The 21,738-nt window shown below is 62.3% G+C and carries 22 protein-coding genes; 8 read left to right on the plus strand and 14 right to left on the minus strand.

What is annotated here, in order from left to right; all coding sequences use genetic code 11:
- Positions 1-437: 437 nt before the first annotated feature.
- Entirely contained in the window at positions 438-1,133 is a 696-nt protein-coding gene (ctrA, locus tag FJ978_RS24945) for a cell cycle two-component system response regulator CtrA (protein ID WP_006203583.1), read from the plus strand.
- A gap of 172 nt (positions 1,134-1,305) precedes the next feature.
- Here the strand turns inward: ctrA and FJ978_RS24950 are convergent, their stop codons facing one another.
- Together FJ978_RS24950 and FJ978_RS24955 are read right to left on the minus strand one after the other, a co-directional pair.
- Complete coding sequence (locus FJ978_RS24950; RefSeq protein ID WP_013893382.1) at positions 1,306-1,674, minus strand: response regulator; 369 nt, start codon at positions 1,672-1,674, stop codon at positions 1,306-1,308.
- A gap of 242 nt (positions 1,675-1,916) precedes the next feature.
- The gene (locus FJ978_RS24955) at positions 1,917-2,546 is read right to left on the minus strand and encodes a histidine phosphotransferase family protein (RefSeq protein ID WP_140574760.1); all 630 of its coding nucleotides are present in this window, start codon (positions 2,544-2,546) and stop codon (positions 1,917-1,919) included.
- Between the two features lie 439 nt (positions 2,547-2,985).
- Here FJ978_RS24955 and FJ978_RS24960 point away from each other — a divergent pair, with 439 nt between their 5' ends.
- On the plus strand, positions 2,986-3,522 hold the full coding sequence (locus FJ978_RS24960; protein ID WP_083833235.1) for an EipA family protein: 537 nt from the start codon (positions 2,986-2,988) through the stop codon (positions 3,520-3,522).
- A gap of 158 nt (positions 3,523-3,680) precedes the next feature.
- On the plus strand, positions 3,681-4,847 hold the full coding sequence (locus FJ978_RS24965) for a hypothetical protein (protein WP_140574762.1): 1,167 nt from the start codon (positions 3,681-3,683) through the stop codon (positions 4,845-4,847).
- Positions 4,848-4,899: 52 nt separating this feature from the next.
- Here the strand turns inward: FJ978_RS24965 and FJ978_RS24970 are convergent, their stop codons facing one another.
- The 5 genes from FJ978_RS24970 to FJ978_RS24990 form a co-directional block, all read right to left on the minus strand.
- The gene (locus tag FJ978_RS24970) at positions 4,900-5,697 is read right to left on the minus strand and encodes an RNA methyltransferase (protein ID WP_140574764.1); all 798 of its coding nucleotides are present in this window, start codon (positions 5,695-5,697) and stop codon (positions 4,900-4,902) included.
- 103 nt (positions 5,698-5,800) lie between these two features.
- Entirely contained in the window at positions 5,801-6,145 is a 345-nt protein-coding gene (locus FJ978_RS24975; protein WP_013893387.1) for a metalloregulator ArsR/SmtB family transcription factor, read from the minus strand.
- A gap of 155 nt (positions 6,146-6,300) precedes the next feature.
- Entirely contained in the window at positions 6,301-7,080 is a 780-nt protein-coding gene (locus FJ978_RS24980) for a HugZ family protein (protein ID WP_140574766.1), read from the minus strand.
- Between the two features lie 125 nt (positions 7,081-7,205).
- The gene (locus tag FJ978_RS24985) at positions 7,206-7,967 is read right to left on the minus strand and encodes a 3-hydroxyacyl-CoA dehydrogenase (RefSeq protein ID WP_140574768.1); all 762 of its coding nucleotides are present in this window, start codon (positions 7,965-7,967) and stop codon (positions 7,206-7,208) included.
- Between the two features lie 58 nt (positions 7,968-8,025).
- A complete protein-coding gene (locus FJ978_RS24990) occupies positions 8,026-8,562 on the minus strand; it encodes an N-acetyltransferase (RefSeq protein ID WP_023765291.1) in 537 nt (178 codons plus the stop codon).
- Between the two features lie 267 nt (positions 8,563-8,829).
- Between FJ978_RS24990 and FJ978_RS24995 the strand changes: the two genes are divergently transcribed.
- Entirely contained in the window at positions 8,830-9,819 is a 990-nt protein-coding gene (locus FJ978_RS24995; protein WP_140574770.1) for a glutathione S-transferase family protein, read from the plus strand.
- A 15-nt stretch (positions 9,820-9,834) separates the two neighbouring features.
- Here the strand turns inward: FJ978_RS24995 and FJ978_RS25000 are convergent, their stop codons facing one another.
- On the minus strand, positions 9,835-10,317 hold the full coding sequence (locus tag FJ978_RS25000; protein ID WP_140574772.1) for an ABZJ_00895 family protein: 483 nt from the start codon (positions 10,315-10,317) through the stop codon (positions 9,835-9,837).
- Positions 10,318-10,392: 75 nt separating this feature from the next.
- Positions 10,393-10,887, minus strand: coding sequence for an NUDIX domain-containing protein (locus FJ978_RS25005; protein WP_140574774.1), 495 nt, complete (start codon positions 10,885-10,887; stop codon positions 10,393-10,395).
- 53 nt (positions 10,888-10,940) lie between these two features.
- Between FJ978_RS25005 and FJ978_RS25010 the strand changes: the two genes are divergently transcribed.
- Positions 10,941-11,870 carry a metallophosphoesterase gene (locus tag FJ978_RS25010; RefSeq protein WP_140574776.1) on the plus strand — a complete coding sequence of 310 codons (930 nt, stop codon included), beginning with the start codon at positions 10,941-10,943 and terminating at the stop codon, positions 11,868-11,870.
- Here FJ978_RS25010 and FJ978_RS25015 read toward each other — a convergent pair.
- The 4 genes from FJ978_RS25015 to leuA all read right to left on the minus strand — a co-directional run bounded on the left by FJ978_RS25015 (position 11,854) and on the right by leuA (position 17,369).
- Complete coding sequence (locus tag FJ978_RS25015) at positions 11,854-12,468, minus strand: hypothetical protein (RefSeq protein ID WP_013893396.1); 615 nt, start codon at positions 12,466-12,468, stop codon at positions 11,854-11,856. The two genes, FJ978_RS25010 and FJ978_RS25015, sit on opposite strands and share 17 nt — an antisense overlap.
- Positions 12,469-12,589: 121 nt before the next feature.
- Positions 12,590-13,393 (minus strand): alpha/beta fold hydrolase, encoded by an 804-nt coding sequence (locus FJ978_RS25020; RefSeq protein WP_140574778.1) that lies wholly within the window; start codon positions 13,391-13,393, stop codon positions 12,590-12,592.
- Between the two features lie 198 nt (positions 13,394-13,591).
- The gene (locus FJ978_RS25025; protein ID WP_140574780.1) at positions 13,592-15,361 is read right to left on the minus strand and encodes a tetratricopeptide repeat protein; all 1,770 of its coding nucleotides are present in this window, start codon (positions 15,359-15,361) and stop codon (positions 13,592-13,594) included.
- Between the two features lie 262 nt (positions 15,362-15,623).
- Complete coding sequence (leuA, locus tag FJ978_RS25030) at positions 15,624-17,369, minus strand: 2-isopropylmalate synthase (RefSeq protein WP_140574781.1); 1,746 nt, start codon at positions 17,367-17,369, stop codon at positions 15,624-15,626.
- 424 nt (positions 17,370-17,793) lie between these two features.
- On the opposite strand from leuA, the gene FJ978_RS25040 reads away from it, so the two are divergent.
- From FJ978_RS25040 to FJ978_RS25050, 3 genes are read left to right on the plus strand one after another with little or no spacing between them, the layout of a single operon-like run.
- The gene (locus FJ978_RS25040; RefSeq protein ID WP_140574783.1) at positions 17,794-18,960 is read left to right on the plus strand and encodes an ATP-grasp domain-containing protein; all 1,167 of its coding nucleotides are present in this window, start codon (positions 17,794-17,796) and stop codon (positions 18,958-18,960) included.
- 3 nt (positions 18,961-18,963) lie between these two features.
- Positions 18,964-19,740 carry an esterase family protein gene (locus tag FJ978_RS25045; protein ID WP_140574785.1) on the plus strand — a complete coding sequence of 259 codons (777 nt, stop codon included), beginning with the start codon at positions 18,964-18,966 and terminating at the stop codon, positions 19,738-19,740.
- 29 nt (positions 19,741-19,769) lie between these two features.
- Positions 19,770-20,084, plus strand: a complete 315-nt coding sequence (locus tag FJ978_RS25050) for a nuclear transport factor 2 family protein (protein WP_246678200.1) — start codon at positions 19,770-19,772, stop codon at positions 20,082-20,084.
- Positions 20,085-20,094: 10 nt separating this feature from the next.
- Here the strand turns inward: FJ978_RS25050 and FJ978_RS25055 are convergent, their stop codons facing one another.
- Positions 20,095-21,624 (minus strand): MFS transporter, encoded by a 1,530-nt coding sequence (locus tag FJ978_RS25055; RefSeq protein ID WP_140574787.1) that lies wholly within the window; start codon positions 21,622-21,624, stop codon positions 20,095-20,097.
- Positions 21,625-21,738 lie beyond the last annotated feature (114 nt).

The following is a 21,738-nucleotide window of genomic DNA, read 5'->3' on the forward strand; positions in this document are numbered from 1 at the left end:
GGAAACGCACACCCGCACATATCGTCCAAACCGCCTGGAAAGGCCCAAGCTCTGCCCGTGTCCACCGGCATTCCCCGAACTATGGGAAACAAAACCCTAAAGTTTTTTGCCGACGGTAACCATTCGTTTACGGGCATTGTTAATCATACGGGTCAGGGCTTAAGGCCGGGTAAAAATTCCGGCCGCCGAAGCGAAGCCGCCTCGATGAGTCCCTGGAGTCACTTAGTCCAGGTTATTAATGTGTTGCATTAGGAATTTTGGTCTGTGATTCGTCATTAGATTCAAGAGGGTGTAGAAAGGGGTTAAAAAATCTGATACCGTCATGGACGGGAAATTAGGTTTTGTTAACCATTCAATGGCAGCCTCTGCACAAGGCAACCACTGCTCCGGGGCAGGACGGGTCGTGAAATGGTCCGGCGGCAGAAAAGGGGAATGAAATGCGTGTTCTGCTGATAGAAGATGACAGTGCAACCGCACAAAGCATCGAACTGATGCTGAAATCGGAAAGTTTTAACGTCTATACGACGGACCTCGGCGAAGAGGGTGTCGATCTCGGCAAACTCTACGACTACGACATCATCCTTCTCGATCTCAACCTGCCCGACATGTCCGGCTACGAGGTCTTGAGAACGCTTCGCCTCTCCAAGGTAAAGACGCCCATCCTCATCCTCTCCGGCATGGCCGGCATCGAGGACAAGGTACGCGGCCTCGGCTTCGGCGCCGACGACTACATGACCAAGCCTTTCCACAAGGACGAGCTGGTGGCGCGCATCCATGCCATCGTGCGGCGTTCCAAGGGCCACGCCCAGTCGGTCATCACCACTGGCGACCTGGTGGTCAATCTCGACGCCAAGACCGTTGAGGTCGGCGGCCAGCGCGTGCACCTCACCGGCAAGGAATATCAGATGCTGGAGCTGCTCTCGCTGCGCAAGGGCACCACGCTCACCAAGGAAATGTTCCTCAACCACCTCTATGGCGGCATGGACGAGCCGGAGCTGAAGATCATCGACGTCTTCATCTGCAAGCTGCGCAAGAAGCTCGACGCCGCGTCCGGTGGCCAGAATTACATCGAGACGGTCTGGGGCCGCGGCTATGTGCTGCGCGAACCGGAAGACATCCGCGTCAGCGCCTGAGCGGCAAACGCCTTCAGAACCTCACCATCGACAAAAACCCGGCTCAGGCCGGGTTTTTTGCGTGATGGGCGGATACTTCATGTGGGCGGATACTTGCGGAGCGGATACCAGCGGAGCGAATGCTTGCGGAAAAGCGTTCCGGATTTTTCCCGGAACGGTTCCAGGCCCCGAATCAGGCGGCGATCTTCAAGGCGCGAAAGCGCTCGAGCAGCTGCGGGCGGTTGAAGGGCTTCAGGAGATAGCCCTGGGCGCCGGCGCGCTTGGCCCGCATGATCGACGCGATATCGAGCTCGACCAGCGAGATCAGGATCTGCGGCCTGATCGGGCTTTCCATGGCGCGTACGCGGCGGATGAGGTCAACCGCCTGCACGTCCGGCAGGGCGCCGTCGACGACGATGATGTCAGGCATGTCGGCGGCACACATCTCCAGTGCGTCAAGTCCGCTCGCTGCTTCGATGATCATCATGTCGGAACCGCCCAGGATGCGTTTTGCAACCTTCCTGATGACGCTCGAATCGTCGACGAACATACAGCGTTTCATTTCCGAGTCCTCTTTGCCTTTTGGCAATCCGGCAGCGTCGGGGGCATCGAGGAGCACCATAAGCCAATCTGGTAAAGAAGCCTGAAAGGCATTGGGTAAAATTTTTGCAAAGATACCATTTGACTGGCTTCTCCTTGCAGATGCTTCGACGTGGTCGTTTGGGTGAAGTTCAACGCTTCCTATTTAGCGCTCGCGCTAATATTACGCCGTTAAAAATACTTTGCCCTTGGTGCAGCGGATACTCAGGCCGCTGAAAGCACGATTTCTTCCGCCGTAGCATGGATCGATATCGTCATGGCGGCCTCACGGGCCAGAAGCAGCGTGTAATAAGGCTGGACCGAATGCGCATCGATCGGCTCTTCAGGCTTCTGCCCGGAATGCAGTTCGAGAAATTTCGGCGGCACGCGCAGCATCGGCCCGCTTGCCGAGAGTGAAAAACGCGGCTCGGTTTCGAGATTCTCCAGCGTTACGACCAGCTTGCCGCCGCGCGGGATGGCGGCGTTGGCAACCAGGAGCAGGTTGAGCAGCAGCTTGACCTTGTTCTTGGGCAGCAGCGCCCGGATCCCGTTCCAGACCAGTTCCGGCTTTTCGTTCTTGAGGAAAGCGATGGCGACGGCTTCGGCGTCTCCGGTGTCGATCATCATGCCCGCCGAGCCGGCCGCGCCAAAGGCGATACGGGCGAACTGCAATCGGGCCGAGGCGTTCCTGGCGCTCTGGCGGATGAGCCGCATGGCGTCTTCATCGGCGCCGCCCTCGTCGAGCAGCTCGAGCCCGTTGTTGATCGCGCCGACCGGCGAGATGATGTCGTGACAGACGCGGCTGCACAAAAGTGCAGCCAGATCAGGTGCGGAAAGGGTGAACAGATCGGCCATCGGCGAAAATCCCTGCAAATTTCACAACTCACGGCCGAGCGATCGATCGCCGCCTGCCAACACGAATCACGCTCGCTCCCCGAGCTTTTGAATACACAGCGCCCGTGCGTGCAGCAACAAATCCAAAATTGTGGTCATGGCAAATGGCGCGTTCACGCAGGCCGCCGCCCATGTGAGCGACCCCAAACAGCCTTCGAACCGCCATGTTCATGTGCGAGCTTAATGGTTGAAAAAGGATTACGGCATAGTTTGCCCCTAACAGTTACCCTTAACGGCCGCCTAAAGAGCCGTACGGGGTGCGAGGCGTCGGCGAAGGTGCTCCCTGACGGAGATTGGAAGCATGTTTTCCCGATTCTATGACCGGACCTTTTTCCGTGTCACCTCTGGCCGGAACCTGTTCCGTGTCATACCAGACCGGACATTTGTCCGTGTCGTATCAATGGCGATCGCGCTCATGGGTGCTCTCGTCTTCTCGACTTCAGCCCTGCGGGCCCAGGAATATACCGCTCAGGAGATTGTCGATTCCGGTCACAAGTTCTTCGGCGCGACATCGGGCGGGCTGGCCACTGTCATCGAGAAGATCTTCGCTTCCTACGGCCTGCCGAACGGTTACCTGCTTGGCGAGGAGGGTTCGGGCGCGCTCATCGGCGGCCTGACCTATGGCGAAGGCACGCTCTACACCAAAAATGCCGGCGACCACAAAGTGTTCTGGCAGGGCCCGTCGCTGGGTTGGGATTTCGGCGGCGAGGGATCCCGGGTGATGATGCTGGTCTACAACTTGGACGACGTCGGCAACCTCTACAACCGCTATGGCGGCGTGGCGGGGTCGGCCTATGTCGTGGCGGGTGTCGGCTTCAATGTGCTGAAGAACAACAATGTGCTTTTGGTGCCGATCCGAACCGGTGTCGGTGCTCGGCTCGGCGTCAATCTCGGCTATCTGAAACTGACCGAGCGGGCGACGTGGAATCCCTTTTGATCGAAGCCCGTCGTGCCGCAAAGCCGGCTTTTCGACGGGGTTTGTAGGGCCGTGATCCCCAATGCGCTGCGGCAAGCCCTTGCCGCAGCGCCGGATTTCCGCCATGCCAAGATGGTACGGTCCAGTTCAGGCGGTTGCCGCCGATAGCGGGTAGTCCTTTGGTTCAGTCGGTCCTGTTCTTTGCCCTTGGCTTTCTGTGTGCCGGTTTTCTGGCGCTGATGATCGCTCCGGCGGTCTGGAGGCGTGCCGTCGCCCTGACCCGCAGGCGCATCGAAGCTTCGATCCCGTTGACCCGGGCCGAGATCCAGGCCGACAAGGACCGGATCCGGGCCGAGTACGCCATGTCGGCGCGCCGCCTCGAGATGAACGTCAAGGCGCTGCGCGAGAAGGCGGCCGAACAACTCGTTGAGATCAATCGCGGCCGCGAGGCGTTGAAGGGGCTGGCCGTCGAGCGCACGGAAAAGAACCACGCGCTCGCCGAACTCGGCGCCAAGAACGAAGCGCTGCGGCAGCGCGAAGAGGAACTGCATCAGCTCTCGGAGCGGCTCAAGGAAACCGAACGAAAGCTGGAAAAGCGGGCGCTCGAGCTCGAAAAGCTGGAGCACATGTACGACGACGCCAGTTTTTCTTCCAGCAGCCGGCAGATCGAGTTGGTGGCGCGCGAGTCCGAATTGCAGAAGCTTGCCAGTGACATCTCGCTGCTGCGCGGCCAGCGCAAGGAGGCTGACCGCCGCCAACAGGAGATCGCGGCCGAAAGCAAGGCAGCGCGCGAGGCCCTGAAGGCCGAGAAGAAAAGGACGGCTGAACTCGACAAGAAGGTCGAACGGCTGCTCGCCACGCTCGCCGATCGCGAGGACAAGCTCGAGCGTCGCGAAAAGGATCTGGCGCGGCTGCGCGAAAAAGCGAAAACCGAGGATGGCGGACCGGCTCTGCGGCTGGTCGGCAAGCCCGATCAGGCCGACAAGCTTGAGACTGACAGGCGTGACGAGGCTGAAAGGCGCGATGAGCTGGATAGGGCGATCGCCAAGCTCGACAGCGATCGCGAACGGCTGGAGGCCAGGCTGACGGCGCTGGCGCGCGAGAACAAGCGGCTGAAGGCGGATCTCGGCGCCATGGCATCATCGGGCACCACGAATGGCGGTGCCGCGCTGCGCGAGCAGATGAACGAGCTGGCGGCGGAAGTCGTCCACCTGACGGCCAAGCTCGAGGGGCCCGATTCGCCGATCGCCAAGGCGTTGGCGGTACCGCAGGACAGCCGGCCCAGCGGCGGCGACCGCAGCCTCGCCGACCGTGTGCGAGCCTTGCAGAATGCGGATGCGACCTGAGCCGGCGGCTGTCGTTCTCCCAAAAACCGAGGTCACTTTCGGGCGACATGCCTTAGCGGTGCGAGAAATGATGCAGGGCAATGGCTGAGGCGGCTGCCACGTTCAGGCTGTCGAAGCCTTCCGCCATGGTTATCCGTACGGTCCGCAGGCGCGCGAGCAGGCTTTCGGGCAGGCCTTCGCCCTCGGTGCCGAGATAGAGCGCCAGGCGCCCGACCGACTTTGCATCGCGTATGTCGGTCCGTCCGCGTGGAGACAGCGCGAACTGCTCAAAGCCTCGTTCGGCCAGCATCGCCGTGAAGCCGGCGGTGTCGGTGAAGGACGCGAAAGGGATCTTCAGCGCGGCGCCGACCGAAACACGGATCGCCTTGCGGTACAGCGGATCGCAGCATGTCGCGTCGATCAGCACCGCATCGGCGCCGAAGGCGGCGGCGTTGCGGAAGATCGAACCCATATTGTCGTGGTTGGAAATGCCGACGAGCACCACGACCAGGGCCAGGGCGGGCAAGGCATCCAGCAATGGGCCGGCCGGCTGCGGCGTCTCCTTGCGGCCGATGGCCAGGATGCCGCGATGCAGGTGAAAGCCGGCGATCGCGTCCATCACCGCACCGGTGACGATATAGACCGGCAGATCCACGGGCGCCTTGTCCAGCGTGTCCTTCAGGCCGCCTAGCCGGTTTTCCAGGACCAGGACGGATTCGGCGCTGAAGCGTCTCGACGACAAAAGCAGGTCGAGCACCACCTTGCCTTCGGCGACGAAGCGGCCTTGCCGGCCCGCAAGGTCGCGTTCGCGGATATCGAGATAGGCGGCGACGCGCGGATCCTGCGGGTCGTCGATGCGAATTGGGTTCATGTCCCCTGCTCAAAGATCGAGAGCGCGGTTCGTGCGTCGAAAAGGACGCACAAGCCACGCTCCGGAAATCGTCAGCGAGGTAAACGGCCGCAGAAGCGTCCGGTCAAGTCCCGGCGCGGCGCAATCTCTGTGCCATCTGGGACAGGTCCTCCTTGCCGCTGCCGAAAATACCATCCAGCATGACAAGCAGTTCGCGCACCGCATCGGATTTGCAGGAGTAGTAGATCATCTGACGGTCGCGGCGGGTGTCCACCAAATCAAGCGCCCGCAGCTTGGCCAGATGCTGCGAGAGGGCGGATTGGCTGAGCATCACCTTTTCGGCGATAGCGCCGACCGACATTTCACCGTCGATCAGATAGCTCATGATCAACAGCCGTTTTTCGTTGCCCATAAGCATCAAAAATTCGGCCGCCGGTTCAGCGTTGGCGATTAGCTTTGTCGAGACCATGAATGCCCCATGCTGTTTGCTCATCGAGGTGCCATGGGGGCAATGGCGCCTGAATCCATAAATTCACTTGCGAAAGGACACTGACGAGTCAGCGCCACCCCTTGAGCGTAGAACATTTCTTCCAAATCTCAAGCATTGCTTTTGATCAAATGCAATTAAGTTCTGTCATTTGTCTGCATCATTTCGCGGCCGCCCCTGGCCATTTCAACCAAAACAGGCCGTAGTTCGCGTGCTGCAGCCAGGGGTTGCGGGAAGAAAACCCGGCAAACACTGTCCCCCGACACCAAATCCATGCCGTCGGCATCCAATCCGGCGATGGTCCAGCCCTCACCGGATGCCCTGGCAAACTGATGTGCATAAACGGCGACCGCGTCGAGATGTTCCGCGTTCATGTGCTCGATGGCGGATTGTTCGCTGGCCGCAAGCTCTTCGACGATGGGTCCGCTGCTGGTGAGATCGGACCGATCGAGCAGATAGGCCTTGCCGAAGCCGCCATTGAGGCTGGCGCGTTGCGGTTCGAGGCGAAAGATCGAAAAGTCGCCGAGCCCGGCATAGAGGCTGGCCTTGGGATTGCGGTTGAGATAACGGCGCTCGGCGCGCGCGTGGATGTCCGAGCCACGCTCCAGCCGCGATGCCCCGCAGATCAGCGTCAGGCGAGGATGCGCCAGCGGGTCGCCCTTGCCTGGCTCGCCGAGCAGCAGGGAGCAGCGCGGATCGGCAAGCAACGCAGGTGTGTGCGCGGAAAGCATCGACACCAGGATCAGCGGCGCGCCGTCGATGTCCGTGGCCACGCCGACCCGGCTCGCCAGCGGCGACCCGGTCCGCGGCTCCAGCACCGCTAGTGCGCCGGAGCGGGCGCTGCGCAGAAGCGTCTTCGCCAGCCGGATCGCCTCGGCATCGGTCTCGCGGATCACATCCTTCTTTCTCTTGCCCAAGGGTCTGGCTCTTCTAAGTTGATCTTAATATTCCACTTATCGGACGAAGATGCCGGGTTTGGCAAGGGCTAACTCTTTATGCATTTCGTTTCTCAAAAACCGCTTCTCACCTTGGACGGCATGCATCACTTCGGCGCCATGCGGATGGCGCCGTCGAGGCGGATGGTCTCGCCGTTCAGCATCTGGTTCTCGATGATGTGCAGGGCAAGGGCGGCATATTCGGATGGTTCGCCGAGGCGAGAAGGGAAGGGCACGGCGGCGCCCAGCGAATCCTGCACCTCCTGCGGCATGCCGGCCATCATCGGTGTCTTGAAGATGCCTGGCGCGATGGTGCAGACGCGGATCCCGGAACGGGCAAGGTCGCGCGCCACCGGCAGCGTCATGCCGACCACACCACCCTTGGAGGCCGAATAGGCCGCCTGGCCGATCTGGCCGTCATAGGCGGCGACCGAGGCCGTGTTGACGATGACGCCGCGTTCGCCGCCCTGCAGCGGCTCGATCTTCGCGGCGCGATCGGCGACGAGGCGGATCATATTGAAGGTGCCGATCAGATTGACCTCGATCACCTTGCGGTACTGATCGAGCGGATGCGGACCATCCTTGCCGATCGTCTTCACGCCGATGGCAATACCGGCGCAGTTGACCAGGATGCGCGGCTCGCCGAGCTTGGCCGCGACCTCGGCGAGGGCGGCAGCGCCGCTGTCGGCGCTGCTGACGTCGCATTGGACGGCAATGCCGCTGATCTCGGCCGCGACCTTGGCGGCGCGGTCGATGCCGACATCGAATATGGCGACGCGGGCACCCTTGGCGGCAAGCGCCCGCGCCGTCGCCTCGCCAAGGCCGGAGCCGCCGCCGGTCACGATTGCGATCTGGCCGTTCGGGATCATGGCGTCATTTCCTTCCAGTGAAAGCAGGAAAGGATCAGTGCCAGATCGAACGGGAAGGTCAAGCCATGGCGGCGATGTGCTCGGCGACCCTGGCCTGACTGGCGTGACCGACCTCGCCCAAGAGCTTGGCGACGGAACCCGGCACGATCTCGTGCGACAGCAAGCGGTCGAGATCGACAGGGCGCGGCATCGAAATCTGGCCGCGCGGGATCCGCTTGAAGCCGAGCGGCCCGTAATAGGGCTCGTCGCCGACCAGTATGACGGCCGGCGCACCGGCCTTGGCGGCAGCTTCCAGCGCAATCGCCACCAGCCGGCGGCCAATGCCGAGATTCTTGAAGGCGGGCCTTACCGCGAGCGGCCCGAGCATCAGCGCGCGACCGGGGCCGGCGGCAATGCGGGTCATGCGCACCGAAGCGACGACGATGTCGCCGTCGACGGCGACAAAGGACAGAGCGCGTTCGTGCCCTCCAGCCTCGCGGATCTTGTAGGCAGCCAGGACAAAACGGCCGGGGCCGAAGGCCTCGTCGTTGATGGCTTCGATCTCAGCATCATGCGCCGGGGTTTCCGGCAGGTATTTCACGTCGGCAAGGCTCATGGTCTTTGCGTTCCGGTAGAGAGGAAAGGTTGCTGCAAACGGCAGCATTCGCCAGTCAGCGCTTCATCAAGCGCGGGCGCCCTTTCGTCGTCGGTCAAACCGGGTCAAAGCAAAATCGAACATGCGGAGTGTCCGCTAGCATCAATTTTCGGCCGCTGCAATCGACCCCGTTCACTGGGCCCAACGATTGACAGTCTGTTCAGCCCTGATGATTTCAGCCTTGCCGCGTCGCGCTCTACATCAGGTGGAAAGGCGAAAGGACATCCCATGGGATTGCTGGTCGACGGCAAGTGGCAGGACCGCTGGTACGACACCAAGGACAGCGGCGGCAAGTTCGTGCGGGCGCAGTCGCTGTGGCGCGACTGGATCACGCGTGACGGCAAACCGGCCGAAGGCCGCCATCGAGGCTTCAAGGCAGAGCCCGGCCGCTACCACCTCTATGTCTCGCTTGCATGTCCGTGGGCGCACCGGACGTTGATCTTTCGCGCGCTGAAGAGGCTCGAAGGCATCATCTCCGTCTCGGTCGTGCACCATTTCATGGGCGCGAACGGCTGGACGTTTCTCGCAGAGGACGGCGCCACCGGCGACACGCTCTACGGCCTCGACTTCCTGCACCAGATCTACACCAGGGCCGATCCAGCCTATTCCGGCCGGGTCACGGTGCCGGTGCTGTGGGACAAAAAGGAGCAGACCATCGTCTCCAACGAATCCTCCGAGATCATCCGGATGCTCAATTCAGCCTTCGACGAATGGGGCGATGCCGGTCTCGATTTCTATCCACAGCCCTTGCGCGGCGAGATCGATGCGATCAACGCTCTGGTCTATCCCGCCATCAACAACGGCGTCTATCGTGCCGGCTTCGCCACCACGCAAGCCGCCTATCAGGAGGCCTTCGACGCATTGTTCTCAGCGCTCGACACGCTCGAGGATCGGCTTTCCAAGCAGCGTTATCTCGTTGGCGATCGCATCACCGAAGCCGACTGGCGGCTGTTCACCACGCTTGTACGCTTCGACCCGGTCTATGTCGGTCATTTCAAGTGCAATCTGCGCCGTATCGCCGACTATCCCAACCTGTCGAACTATCTGCGCGACCTCTATCAGGTGCCCGGCGTCGCCGGCACGGTGAACCTGCATCACATCAAGGCGCATTACTACGGTAGCCACGAAACGATCAACCCGACGCGGATCGTGCCCGTGGGGCCGGAGCTGGACTATGCCGCGCCGCATGACCGGGGACGGTTCAGGAAGGCGGCCTGATAGCCGGCAGGCTGATCAGCGGAAAGGTTTGGTGTCGAGTTGCGTTTGTCTTTTGCGATTGGCCTTCAACATGCGATTTCCGAACCAACTCGAGTAACCGAAGGCGTTGAGGCAGAAAGCAAACAGCGTCGCCAATGCCATGATCGCAACCCAGCCACCAAATGGGATTCCTCTCAATTTTGCCGCCGTGGCGTCGTCCGCGAGTGAAAGCAGAAGGAAAAACATCGAGAATAAAATGATAGCTATGGTGGAAAACGCCACCGTTTTCCAATACTCCCCTCTATGGAAGGTTCTCCCATGTTTTCGTATGAATAGGGAGTACGCTGTCAAGGTAGAGGCGAAATTCACCCCGAAATAGGTATTCTTTCCGGCAAGCGCGATGAATGACGGAAAAATTATTGCCAGAGCGATCAGAGCCAGGCTGACTAAAAACGTTACAAGCATGTAAATACCGACGTAAGGCCATATACTGACCGTATCTGTTTTCTCGTAAGCCATTTATCGCCCCTCGATAAGATTTTATTGAAATTAAAATCATTGAAGTCGAGGTTCAGGATAACTGTATTTCGTAAATCACCAGTAACTAGAAGTCGGCTCTCCCTTGAAAACCTCGGCGATCCGCCGCAGTGTCGCCGGCGTCGTTGCTTCCGGCAAATGGTCCAGCGGGAAGAAGCCGGCTTCGGCGATCTCGTGGTCCGGCAGCTTCGGCGCCGTCTGGGCGAACTGCTCGATGAGATAGAAGCCGACATGATCGCGGCGGCTGGAGCGGCGGTTGAAATGCATCGATTTCAGCGCCGGCGGGGCGGTAAGCGCGATGTTGCCTTCCTCTGCCAATTCGCGCGCCAGCGCTTCGTCCATCGTCTCGCCGACCTCGACGCCACCGCCGGGAAGCTGCCAGCCCGGCACATAGGTGTGGCGGATGAGGAAAACGGAATTCGTGGCGGCATCGTGGATCAGGCCGCGCACGCCGAGCGTCATCGGCCGCCGCAGCACGAAATAGAGATGGAACAGCCGGGCCCTGAGGCCAGCCCAGCCGGTCTGGCGGAAGGGATCTTGCGGGCTCGTCATCGGTAGCGAAACCGTGGGTGGAAAGGAGGGCGCTGGTCGCCTATGAAGGATGCATGTTCAGGCTCGCGCATATTTCCGATGTCCATCTGGGGCCGCTCCCGGATGTATCCTATCGCGATCTCGCCTCCAAGCGCGTGCTCGGCTACGTCAACTGGCAGCGCAACCGCCGCCGCCACATGCATGACGCCGTCATCGACACCATCGTCGCCGACGTCAAGGCGCAAAGTCCCGACCATCTCGCCGTCACCGGCGACCTGGTCAATCTGGCGCTCGACGGCGAGATCGAGATGGCAAGGCACTGGCTGGAGACGTTGGGACCGCCGCACGACGTTTCCGTCGTTCCGGGAAACCACGATGCCTATGTGCCCGGCGCCTTCGACAAGGTCTGTCGCTCATGGGCGGCGTGGATGAGCGGTGACGGCATCAACACGCCGGTCGACCGCAATGCCTTTCCCTTTCTGCGCGTGCGCGGCAATGTTGCGCTGATCGGCGTCTCGACGGCGCGCGCCACGGCGCCCTTCATGGCCAATGGCTTCTTCATGGAGGGGCAGGCGGAGCGGCTCGGCAAGATCCTGCGCGACACCGGCGGGCAAGGCCTGTTCCGCGCCATCATGATCCATCATCCGCCGGTGCGTGGCGCCGTCCCGCAGCACAAGCGGCTGTTCGGCATCGCCCGCTTCCACAAGATCATTCGCCGGCATGGCGCCGAGCTTGTCCTGCACGGTCATTCGCATCTGCCGTCGCTGTTCCAGATCGGGGTCCGCGGCGCCAAGGTCCCGGTTGTCGGCGTCGCCGCCGCCGGCCAGGCGCCGGGCGGCAAGCACCCGGCGGCACAGTACAATCTGTTCGATATCGACGGCGAAAAGGACAATTGGCGGATCCGCCTGACCCGGCGTGGCCTGACCGGACCGGCGATACCGCCTGTCGACCTGCAGACGCTGGAACTGGGCGCCCCGGCCCTAGCCGCTATGGCCGCAAGCTGAGCCCCATTGCCACGAGACGGTCCCAGAACAGGGCGATCGACACCGCCAGGCCGACCAACGCGCCGGCGGCGATCAGGCCAAGGCCGGACAGGAAGGCAGACCAGCCCTTGCTGCGTTGTGGCGACCGCAGCGGCGGCTCCGCCTCGCTCACCTCGGCGCGCTTCATGCCGGCGATTGCCGGTTCGACCCCGCCTTCCATCATCCTCTGGCGCTCGACGATGCGCTCGGCGACATAGCGCGTCACGGCGTTGGCAACCGGCTTCATCTCGGTCGATTCGGCGAGCACCACACGGCCGATGCGGGTGTCCTTGAGGAAGCGGTAGGTGCGGCGATCACGGCCCATCGCGACATGGCTGACGGCGTCGATCCACAGACGCGGCTGCAGCCCCGAGGAAACGACGAAATCGAAATTGTCCATGTCGGCAGGAACGTCGGCAAAGACGGGCGCGAGTTCGGCGGCCAGGAGATCGAGGCGCATGCGATGCGCCTCGCGCATGTCGACGACGACATCGTCGCGGTCGGCAAAGGCGTTCTTCACATCACGGATGGCATCGGACAGTTTGCTTGACGGATCGATCTTTTCGCCTGCGTCCTTCATCGGCGTGGCCTCGCGGGTTTGGTTAACACGCAGTTAACACAGCCGCCGGCAAAATGCACTGGCGAGATGGGGGGGCGAGGTCAGGGGGCGAAGCGCCGGGGATATGGCGCTCAGCGGCAACTCAATCGGCGGTGGTGGCGAGTTTCGGGCGAACGGGTCTCGCGCGACGGTTCATGTTGCGCTGGATGATCCTGGCGATCAGATCGGGCGCTTCCTCGATCAGCATATGGCCGGCCTCCAGAACGTGATGCACATGAAAGCGCGCCGGCAGGCCATCCGCATGGGTGAAGGGCAGCACCGCGTCTTCAGTTCCCCACACCACCATCACGGGCATGGCCAGCGTGTCGAGCAGGTCGCGCGGGATGACGCCTTGCCGGTCGTCCCTGGTCATGGCAGCTGCGATCTCGACAAGTTTTTCCAGTTGCCCGGGCCGCCTGCGCATTTCGGAAAGCGTATCGGCGGCGTGATCAACAGGCAGCGCGCGTGGACCCGACATGGCGGCAAGGCAGGCAAGGATCTCGGACGACTCGCTCGCGGCGGCAAAGCGGCGCAACAGCGCCCCGTTGATCTCGGGGCCGAAGCCACCGGGCGCCAACAGCGTCAGCGAGGCGACTTTTTCCGGGTCGGCCAGCGCCATCAGTACCGCGACAGCGCCGCCCATCGAGTGGCCGACCAGATGGACCCGCTTGAGCGCCCGCGCGGAGAGATCGGCGAGAATGGCCTTTGCCGCCACCTTGGCCGGACCGGCACCCGGGAAATCAAGCGACAAGCCGTGTCCCGGCAGATCATAGGCCAGCGTGCGCGCCGAAGCCGACAGGGGAGAGATCACCTCACCCCAGACGTCATGGCAACCACCGAAGCCATGCAGCAGAACGATGGTCTTCGAACCAGCACCTTGTTCGGCGGCATGAAGCGATGAAATCATGGATGCTGAAATTTTTTTGTTGTTGCAGGGTGCGCGACGCCAATTGTGGCTGAATTGCTCCTTGGCTGGCGCGATGACCAGTAAAATTTTCGCGATTTGTACGGTTGAAGACAGAACTCGGCGGTCAACCGGGCATTTGACGACCGGAGCGTACGAAACCGACCATAATGCCGCGCCGCGCCACGGCTGTCGATGGCGTTAACTGGCGCTCTCAAGCCCGGAGGCGCGCAAGGCGCCGATCAGTCGCTCGGTCAAATCGGCCGGATATTTCCGATCGACGAAAGTCGCACGCGGATTGGCGGCGAATTTCGGAAATTTGGCGCTCAGCTCATCGAGCAGCTTGCGCGCCTGACCGTCCTGGCCTGCAATTTGGGCGCCGATCAGCCGCGCGGCGAGATAGTGTGATTTTGTTGCAGTCGTTCTCAAGGCGTTGCTGGCAATGGTTGCCTTGTTCATGTCGCCGAGCATGAATTCGCCGGCGAAGAGTCCGAAATCCCACCATGTCGGATGCCCGCTGGAGGCATCCACGGCATGGGCCAGAAGCGGTGTTCCCTCGGTGTAACGGCCGGCGAAAATCAGCCCGTAACCATAGGCGGCGGCCATGGAGACGTCGTAGGGGTTGAGGTCATAGGCCTTGCGCATCCAGCGCAGCGCCTCGTCAGGATTGCCAAGGCGCGAATAGATGTAGCCATAGGCGCGATGCGCGTTAGGGCTGGTCGGCCCCATCTGTATGGCGCGGTGGGCGAATGTCAGCGCCTTCTCGATAGTCGCATCCGGCGGATAGGCGTAGTGGTCGTTCACCGCCTCGAGGTGCAACGAAGCGAGTTCCGAATAAACCAGCGACGATTTTGCGCCGTCGTCGGCCAAGGCCTCAAGGCAGCGGTACGCGGCCCCGTGAGTTCTGACGTTTTGGTCGAGATAGTATTTGCCGTTGAGCAGCAGGCATTGCGTCAGGCCGGTCTGCATGCCGCTCTGCTCGATATAGTTGTAGATCGCGCCGGAAGCGGGAAGAGCCGAACTCAGGATGCCGGCGATGCGGTCCTCGACGGCGTTCGGCGCGCTGTCGGCGGCGGTCAGGTTGCGCGACAAAAGCACCCGGCCGGTCGCCATGCTCTGCAGCTCGATGGTGATGTCGCCCTCGTCCGGTCCAGGCAGGATATCGAAGATGAAGCTCGTGGCATTGGTGACCGGATCGGTCTCGTCGGCGGCCTCGCGGCCGATGAAGTCGACCGTATCGAAACCGCTCAGGCCGGCGCGCAAGGACGCGGCGACACGGCTGGCATCTTGGCCATTGGCCTTGACGGCGAGGTAGACGAGCGGCAGGGCCTCACTTGCCGGGGACCGGGCGATGCTGCCGGTCAAGCCGGCGGGCTCTAACGTAGCCGGTATGTCGCCGCCTGCCAGCAGGGCGCCGCTGCCCTGACGCAGGATCAGAACACCGAGCATGGCGATGACCACGGCGATCGCCATCCAGAAGAACCTAAGATGGCGTGCCACCGAGGGCTCCGGAACGGCAGTCGATGCCAGCAGTACGGCGGACGGAATGTCGGCGGCGCTCGGCTGCTCGGATGGCGATGCCAGCGCTTCCGTCTGCCCGGCAAGGCTGGCCGTTTCCGGCAAACGGATCGCGTTGAGCTCATAGGCCGGGACATAGCCGCCGCGCGGAATGGCAATGCGGACGGGTTCGGCGACGCCTTCATTGGCGAAATACTGCTGCAGCAAATCGCGCAGCCGGCCAGCTTGGACCCGCACCACCGCATCGGTCGACGGATCGAAATCACCGTCCTTGCCGAAGACGTCCATGGCGATGGAAAAGCCCTTGAGCCTGTCGGCTTCGCCTGCCTGTTCGCGTTCGACGAGATAGCGGATCAGTTTGCGCGCGCGTTCGGACCGTCCAAACGTTTCGCTGGCAAGCAGTCGCTCCAGTGTCTCGCGCACTGCGGGGGCGGCAGGCGTGGCATGCTGCAAGTGTCGATCCTCTCGAAGTCGGCACAGGTTGAGGCACGATCATATAGTGCCCGCATCTCCACACAAGTATACACCCATTATGCGATCGCGTACCTAACCGGATAATTTTCCAGTGGTTAATGGCCCCGCTGCAGGACGTCGTCGGCGGACGCCGAAGCGCGCCGCCGACATCATCGGCCATTTTGGGCCAGGCCCGGTTCGGGTTCGAAAACGTCGCGCGAGAGCGCTGCTGCTCTCGCGCCGACGACCCGATCGGTGGGGATTACCGCGCCTTGCGGCCCACGATACGGTTGGCGGCAGAAGTCACGGCTTCCAGCGAGGCGGCGACGATGTTGGTGTTGATGCCGGCGCCGAACAGCTTTCCGCCTGGATATTCCATCTCGACATAGGAAATGGCGGAGGCGTTCGAGCCGCGCTGCATCGAGTGCTCGGAATAGTCGAGCACCGACATCTCGACGCCGACATGCCGCGACAGCGCATCGACGAAGCCGTCGATCGGGCCGGTGCCAGTGCCTGATATCGTCGTTTCCTTGCCGTTGTCGAGGATGACAGCCTCGACCACGCGCCGCCCCTTGACCTCGGTGTCGGGGTAGGTGTGGTGATCGAGGAATTTCAAGCGTGCGCCCGGCTGATCGACATAGGCCTCGAGAAACCGCTCATAGATGCGCTTGGCCGGCACTTCCTTGCCTTCCGCGTCGGTGATCGCCTGGATCGCCTGGCTGAACTCGATCTGCAAGTTGCGTGGCAGGTTGAGGCCGTAATCGGCCTGCAGCACATAGGCGATGCCGCCCTTGCCCGACTGCGAGTTGATGCGGATGATCGCCTCGTAGCTGCGGCCGACATCGGCCGGATCGATCGGCAAATAGGGCACTTCCCACAGCGATGTGTTGGCCTTCTTCAAGGCCTTCATGCCCTTGTTGATGGCGTCCTGATGCGAACCGGAGAAGGCCGTGTAGACGAGTTCGCCGACATAGGGGTGGCGCTCGGGGATCTTCAACTGGTTCGAATATTCGTAGACGTCCTTCATCCGGTTGATGTCGGAGCAGTCGATGCCGGGATCGACGCCTTGCGTGTACATGTTGAGCGCCAGCGTGACGATGTCGACATTGCCGGTGCGCTCGCCATTGCCGAACAGTGTGCCTTCGACGCGGTCGGCGCCGGCCATCAGGCCGAGCTCGGTGGTGGCGATGCCGGTGCCGCGGTCATTGTGCGGATGCAGCGAGATGATCAGGTTCTCCCTGTTGTCGAGATTGCGGCACATCCATTCGATGCGATCGGCATAGACGTTGGGCGTCGACATCTCGACCGTCGACGGCAGATTGATGATCAGCTTGTTGTCGACTGTCGGCCTGACGATCTCGGTGACGGCATTGCAGATCTCCAATGCCACGTCGAGCTCGGTGCCGGTGAAGCTCTCCGGCGAATATTCGAAGCGGAAACCGCCACCGGCCTTGGCGGCCATGTCGGTGATCATCTTGGCCGCGTCGGTGGCGATGCGCTTGATGCCGCCGACATCCTTCTCGAAGACGACGCGGCGCTGCAATTCACTGGTCGAATTGTAGAAATGCACGATCGGGTTGGTGGCGCCCTTCAGCGCTTCGAAGGTGCGGGTGATCAGCTCGGGCCGGCACTGCACCAGCACCTGCAGCGATACGTCGACGGGGACATTGCCTTCCTCGATGCACCAGCGGGCGAAGTCGAAATCGGTCTGCGAGGCCGAGGGGAAGCCGATCTCGATCTCCTTGAAGCCCATGTCGAGCAGCAGGCCGAACATGCGGGCCTTGCGCTCATGGCCCATCGGATCGATCAGCGCCTGGTTGCCGTCGCGCAGGTCGACAGAACACCAGATCGGCGCCTTGTCGATGACTTTCGAAGGCCAGGTCCGATCGGTGAGGCCAACGGTTGGATAGGGTTGATATTTGCGGGCCGCGTCGGGCATGCCCCGGGCCGGTTCCGCATCCTTGCCGGCTGCGGCGGCATCAGGGCGGATTTGTTCTCGTGCGTTCATCGTCGTTTCTCCCGGCGGCCTCGGATCCGTCCTGGACGGATTGATGGCGAGTGGCGCCTTTACCAGATTTTCGTTCGCTTGATGTGATTGCCAATTTTGAGACTGGCCAAGGAGCATGCGCTTGCGCGGCGGTTCGACCGCCGGGCGCTCCTTCAGCGAACCCGGCGATCGCCGATAAGGCCGAGAAGAAGCAGGGTCGAGGCAAGCGCGCGCACGGTCTCGCCGGCAAAGCCGGTCTGACGGGAAGCGGTGGTGGCGCGCGTGTTCATGGCGGTTCTCTTACAGGAGCGGCTTGTGAGAGGCAAGCGGGTGGGACCCGGTTGAATGCCATCCCAATGCGGACGCTCTTCCCCGCGCGCCGCAAATGCGCCAGACTTGAGCGCTGGCGGGGCTGCGGTGCCCTTTCGCCGGGAGGGGACTGGCCATGAATTTCGTGTTCTTCTCGCCGCATTTTCCAGCCAACGGCGCCGATTTCTGCGACCGGCTGAAAAAGGCCGGCGCCACGGTGCTCGGCATCGGCGACGCACCCTATGAAGCGTTGGACGGCAAGCTGAAGGCTTCGCTCTCCGAATATTACCGGGTCGCCGACATGGAGGACTATGATCCGGTGTTCCGGGCGATGGGACATTTCATCCACAAATGGGGCCGCATCGACCGTTTCGAGTCGCTCAACGAGCACTGGCTGGAACTCGAAGCCAACATCCGAACCGACTTCAACATCTACGGCACCAAGCTCGATTTCGTGAAGAACCTGAAGCGCAAGAGCCGCATGCGCGCCTTCTTCCGCAAGAGCGGCGTCGAGACGATCGCGCAGCGCAAATGCTCCGACCGCGCCGGCGCCATGACCTTCATCCGCCGGGTCGGCTATCCCGTCGTGGTGAAGCCGGATTCGGGATCCGGCGCCTCGAACACCTTCAAGATCTCCAACACGGGAGAGCTCGACCAGTTCTTCAGGGACAAGCCCGAGGGCGTAACCTTCGTCATGGAGCAGTTCATCGAGGGGCTGGTGGTGACCTATGACGGCCTGGTCAACCGCGACGGCGAGGTGGTGCTGGCCGCCAGTCACCGCTACGACCAGAGCGTCATGGAGGTGGTCAACAAGGACCGCCACATGAGCTACATCTGTTTCCCCCGGATCCGGCCCGTTGTCGAGGAGGCGGGCCGCAAGATCCTGAAGGCGTTCGACGTGCGCGAGCGCTTTTTCCATATCGAGCTGTTCGAGACCAGGGACGACCGGATCATCGCGCTGGAGGTCAACATGCGGCCGCCCGGCGCCTGGATGACCGACGCGATCAACTATACGTTCGATATCGACGTCTATGCGGCATGGGCCGACATGGTGGTCAAGGACGCCGCCGGCGGCCCCTATGAAGGCAAGTATTTCACTGCCTATGCCAGCCGCAAGCGCCGCCTCCGCTATTTGCACAGCCATGAGGACGTGCTAGCCGCGCATGGCGACAAGATCGTCCACCATCAGCCCATCGAAGAGGTTTTCAGCCGCGCCATGGGAAACTACGCCTATCAGATGCGGTCGAAGGATCAGGCGGCGCTGCGCGAAGCAGTCGCCTATATCCACGCGGAAAAGGCGTGAGGGATGGACATCTCCTATCACAAGGCCTTCGCCCGCAATCTTGGCCGCGACATGGAGTACAAGCGCTACGGCCATGCCGGCCGGCCGGTGGTGGTGTTCCCGACCTCGCAGGGGCGGTTCTACCAGTTCGAGGATTCCGGCGGGGTAAGCGCGCTGGCCGAGTTCATCGACACCGGCCGCATCCAGCTGTTCGCGGTCGACGGGATCGATTCGGAATCCTTCTTCGACAAGCATCACGATGCCGCGCACCGCATCGCCCGGCACGAGGCCTATTTCCGCTATGTGCGCGAGGAGGCGCTGCCGGAATTCCTTGAGACCGCCTCGGCAGCCAATGGCGGACGCAAGCTGAAGCCGCTGTTCTCGGGCTGTTCGATGGGCGGCTACCACTCGTCCAATTTCGTCTTCCGCTTTCCGGAACTGGCGAGCGGCGTCATCGCCCTGTCGGGCGTCTATTCGGCCCGCGACTTCTTCGGCAAGGCGCTGGAAGGCGACATCTTCTACAATTCGCCGCTCGACTATCTGCCCGGCATCGTCGATCCTAAACTGCTGGCCAGGCTCAAGTTGCTCAGGCTGATCTTCTGCTGCGGGCAGGGCGCCTGGGAAGAGCGCATGCTGGTCGAGACGCGCCAGCTGGAACAGATCCTGCGCGACAAGTCGATTCCCGCATGGGTCGATTATTGGGGCGGCGATGTCAGCCATGACTGGCCATGGTGGCACAAGCAGCTGGTCTATTTCTTCGGCCGCTGGCTGGATGAGGATCTGATGCACAGGCTCGACTAAGCTACATTGATGCGCCTTGGGCAGAGATGATGACGATACCCGAACCCATCCGCCGCTTTGTCGAGGCCACCAATGCAGGTGATACGGATGCCTTTCTCGACACCTTTGCCGACGATGCGTTCCTGAGCGACTGGGGACGGGACTTTCACGGCCGCGGGCAGATCGCGCGCTGGAACCAGTCGGACAATATCGGCGTGAAGTCCAATCTCCGGATTGTCCGCATCGCCGCGGCGGAAGGGACTTATCGTGTTCGCATCGCCGTCACGGGCGACGGCTTCAACGGCGAGGGCGACATGACCTTCACGCTGGACGGCGATCGCATCGCGAGCCTGGTCATCGCCTGAGATCCGCAGCCTACCCTTCCTGGCATGCCGGCACCGGCACGGCCTCATGTTCCGCTGCTGATCCGCGACGCAGGCCGAGGAACACGACAAGGGCGGTGACGATGGTGATTGCCGCCAGCACGATCAGCAGCCTGTCGAACGCCGCTTCGTAAGCCTCGACCAGGACGGCGGCGCTGGCCGTAGGCAGATGTTGCGCACTTGCGCCGACATTGCCGGTCACCAGCAGCTGCGCCGCGGCGGCCGTATCCGTGGACGCTTCCTGAGCGGCCAACTGCGCCGCGGTGAAGCCGGACAGTGTCGCCATGACGATCGCCACTGCCACGCCCTCGCAGGCGACGCGCGTGGTGTTGAAGATGCCGACCGCCATGCCGGCGCGCTCCCTCGGCACGACGCTGACGGCAAGCCCGTCCATCAGTCCCCAGGGCAAAGCGATGCCGACGCCGATCAGCACCAGCGGCGCCACCAGCGCGATATCGACCGGTGGTGTCAGGCTCAGCCAGACGAGGCCGGCGGCGGTGACGAGCAGGCCGACGCCGCAGATCGTGGCCGGCGCGATCCAGCGCGCCAGCTGGCCGGCAAGCAAAGGCAGGATCAGCAGCGGTCCCGAGAGGCAGATCATCAATTGCCCGGCCTTGATCTCGCTCATCCCTTCGATGCCGATGAAGCGGATCGGCAGAAGCACCAGCAGGACGACAAAGCCATAGGCGGGTGCCGCCGCCAGGAACTGGACGCCGACGAAGCGGGGAAAGCGAAACAGGGTGAGATCGAGCATCGGTCGCCGCACGCGCCGCTCGACGATGACGAACGCGGCGAAGAAGAGGGCCGCCGCTGCCAGAAGCGCGATGACGAGGGGATTGGCCCAGCCGCTTTGCGGCGCCTGCAACACGCCATAGGTCAGCGAGGCCAGCGCGATGGTGAAGGTGCCGGCTCCCGCCCAGTCGAGCCCGGTCGCATCCGGATCGCGCGAGTCCCTGATGGTGCGCAGGCCGAGGACCGCCGAGGCGATCGCGAGTGCCGCGACCAGAACAAAGATCGATCGCCAACCGAATGCGGAGATGAGCAGGCCGGAGGCGATCGGACCGAAGGCGAGACCGATGCCGAAGCTGGTGCCGAGGAAGGAAAAGGCGCGCAGCCGCAGCGGTCCCTCGAATTCCTGGGCCAGTGCCGAGGCGCCGCCGGCGAAGGCCAGGGAACTGCCGATCCCTTGCGCGGCCCTGAACATGTCGAACCAGATGATGTCGGGCGCCAGCATCGCGCCAAATGACGCCACGACATAGAGGCAGAGGCCAGCGAGGAAAATCCGCTTGCGGCCGTGATTGTCGGCCAGCGCTCCTGCCGCCATAAGGCTGGCGCCGAAAGTCAACATGAAGGCGTTCGTCACCCAGTTGAGCGCGATCGGGCTGCCGCCGAGATCGGCCGCTATACGCGAGAGCGCGACCGCCGGGCCGGTGAAGGTCAAGGGCATCGTCATCGCGGCAAGGCATACCGACAAGAGCACCAGCCATCTCTCGGCCGAGCCGGTTGTGGTCTTCAGGGTCATGGATTTTCCTATCTGAAAAAGCATCCGCCAGCTTGCCGCGTGGGTCGCGCGCCGGTCGCAACGACAAGATAGGCCCGCCGCCTTTCCAGAAAAATGGTATTGTATTTCCTGACA

This window comes from Mesorhizobium sp. B1-1-7, assembly GCF_006442705.1.
Lineage (GTDB): Bacteria > Pseudomonadota > Alphaproteobacteria > Rhizobiales > Rhizobiaceae > Mesorhizobium > Mesorhizobium opportunistum.

Excerpts from the sequence above, each read along its gene's own strand:
- FJ978_RS24950 (WP_013893382.1), bottom strand. The coding sequence starts at position 1,674 with ATGAAACGCTGTATGTTCGTCGACGATTCGAGCGTCATCAGGAAGGTT.
- FJ978_RS25000 (WP_140574772.1), bottom strand. The coding sequence starts at position 10,317 with ATGGCTTACGAGAAAACAGATACGGTCAGTATATGGCCTTACGTCGGT.
- ctrA (WP_006203583.1), top strand. The coding sequence starts at position 438 with ATGCGTGTTCTGCTGATAGAAGATGACAGTGCAACCGCACAAAGCATC.
- FJ978_RS25020 (WP_140574778.1), bottom strand. The coding sequence starts at position 13,393 with ATGATTTCATCGCTTCATGCCGCCGAACAAGGTGCTGGTTCGAAGACC.
- FJ978_RS25050 (WP_246678200.1), top strand. The coding sequence starts at position 19,770 with ATGACGATACCCGAACCCATCCGCCGCTTTGTCGAGGCCACCAATGCA.
- FJ978_RS25010 (WP_140574776.1), top strand. The coding sequence starts at position 10,941 with ATGTTCAGGCTCGCGCATATTTCCGATGTCCATCTGGGGCCGCTCCCG.
- FJ978_RS24955 (WP_140574760.1), bottom strand. The coding sequence starts at position 2,546 with ATGGCCGATCTGTTCACCCTTTCCGCACCTGATCTGGCTGCACTTTTG.
- FJ978_RS25040 (WP_140574783.1), top strand. The coding sequence starts at position 17,794 with ATGAATTTCGTGTTCTTCTCGCCGCATTTTCCAGCCAACGGCGCCGAT.
- FJ978_RS24975 (WP_013893387.1), bottom strand. The coding sequence starts at position 6,145 with ATGGTCTCGACAAAGCTAATCGCCAACGCTGAACCGGCGGCCGAATTT.
- FJ978_RS24990 (WP_023765291.1), bottom strand. The coding sequence starts at position 8,562 with ATGAGCCTTGCCGACGTGAAATACCTGCCGGAAACCCCGGCGCATGAT.
- leuA (WP_140574781.1), bottom strand. The coding sequence starts at position 17,369 with ATGAACGCACGAGAACAAATCCGCCCTGATGCCGCCGCAGCCGGCAAG.
- FJ978_RS24960 (WP_083833235.1), top strand. The coding sequence starts at position 2,986 with ATGGCGATCGCGCTCATGGGTGCTCTCGTCTTCTCGACTTCAGCCCTG.
- FJ978_RS25015 (WP_013893396.1), bottom strand. The coding sequence starts at position 12,468 with ATGAAGGACGCAGGCGAAAAGATCGATCCGTCAAGCAAACTGTCCGAT.
- FJ978_RS24985 (WP_140574768.1), bottom strand. The coding sequence starts at position 7,967 with ATGATCCCGAACGGCCAGATCGCAATCGTGACCGGCGGCGGCTCCGGC.
- FJ978_RS24995 (WP_140574770.1), top strand. The coding sequence starts at position 8,830 with ATGGGATTGCTGGTCGACGGCAAGTGGCAGGACCGCTGGTACGACACC.
- FJ978_RS25045 (WP_140574785.1), top strand. The coding sequence starts at position 18,964 with ATGGACATCTCCTATCACAAGGCCTTCGCCCGCAATCTTGGCCGCGAC.
- FJ978_RS25055 (WP_140574787.1), bottom strand. The coding sequence starts at position 21,624 with ATGACCCTGAAGACCACAACCGGCTCGGCCGAGAGATGGCTGGTGCTC.
- FJ978_RS24970 (WP_140574764.1), bottom strand. The coding sequence starts at position 5,697 with ATGAACCCAATTCGCATCGACGACCCGCAGGATCCGCGCGTCGCCGCC.
- FJ978_RS25005 (WP_140574774.1), bottom strand. The coding sequence starts at position 10,887 with ATGACGAGCCCGCAAGATCCCTTCCGCCAGACCGGCTGGGCTGGCCTC.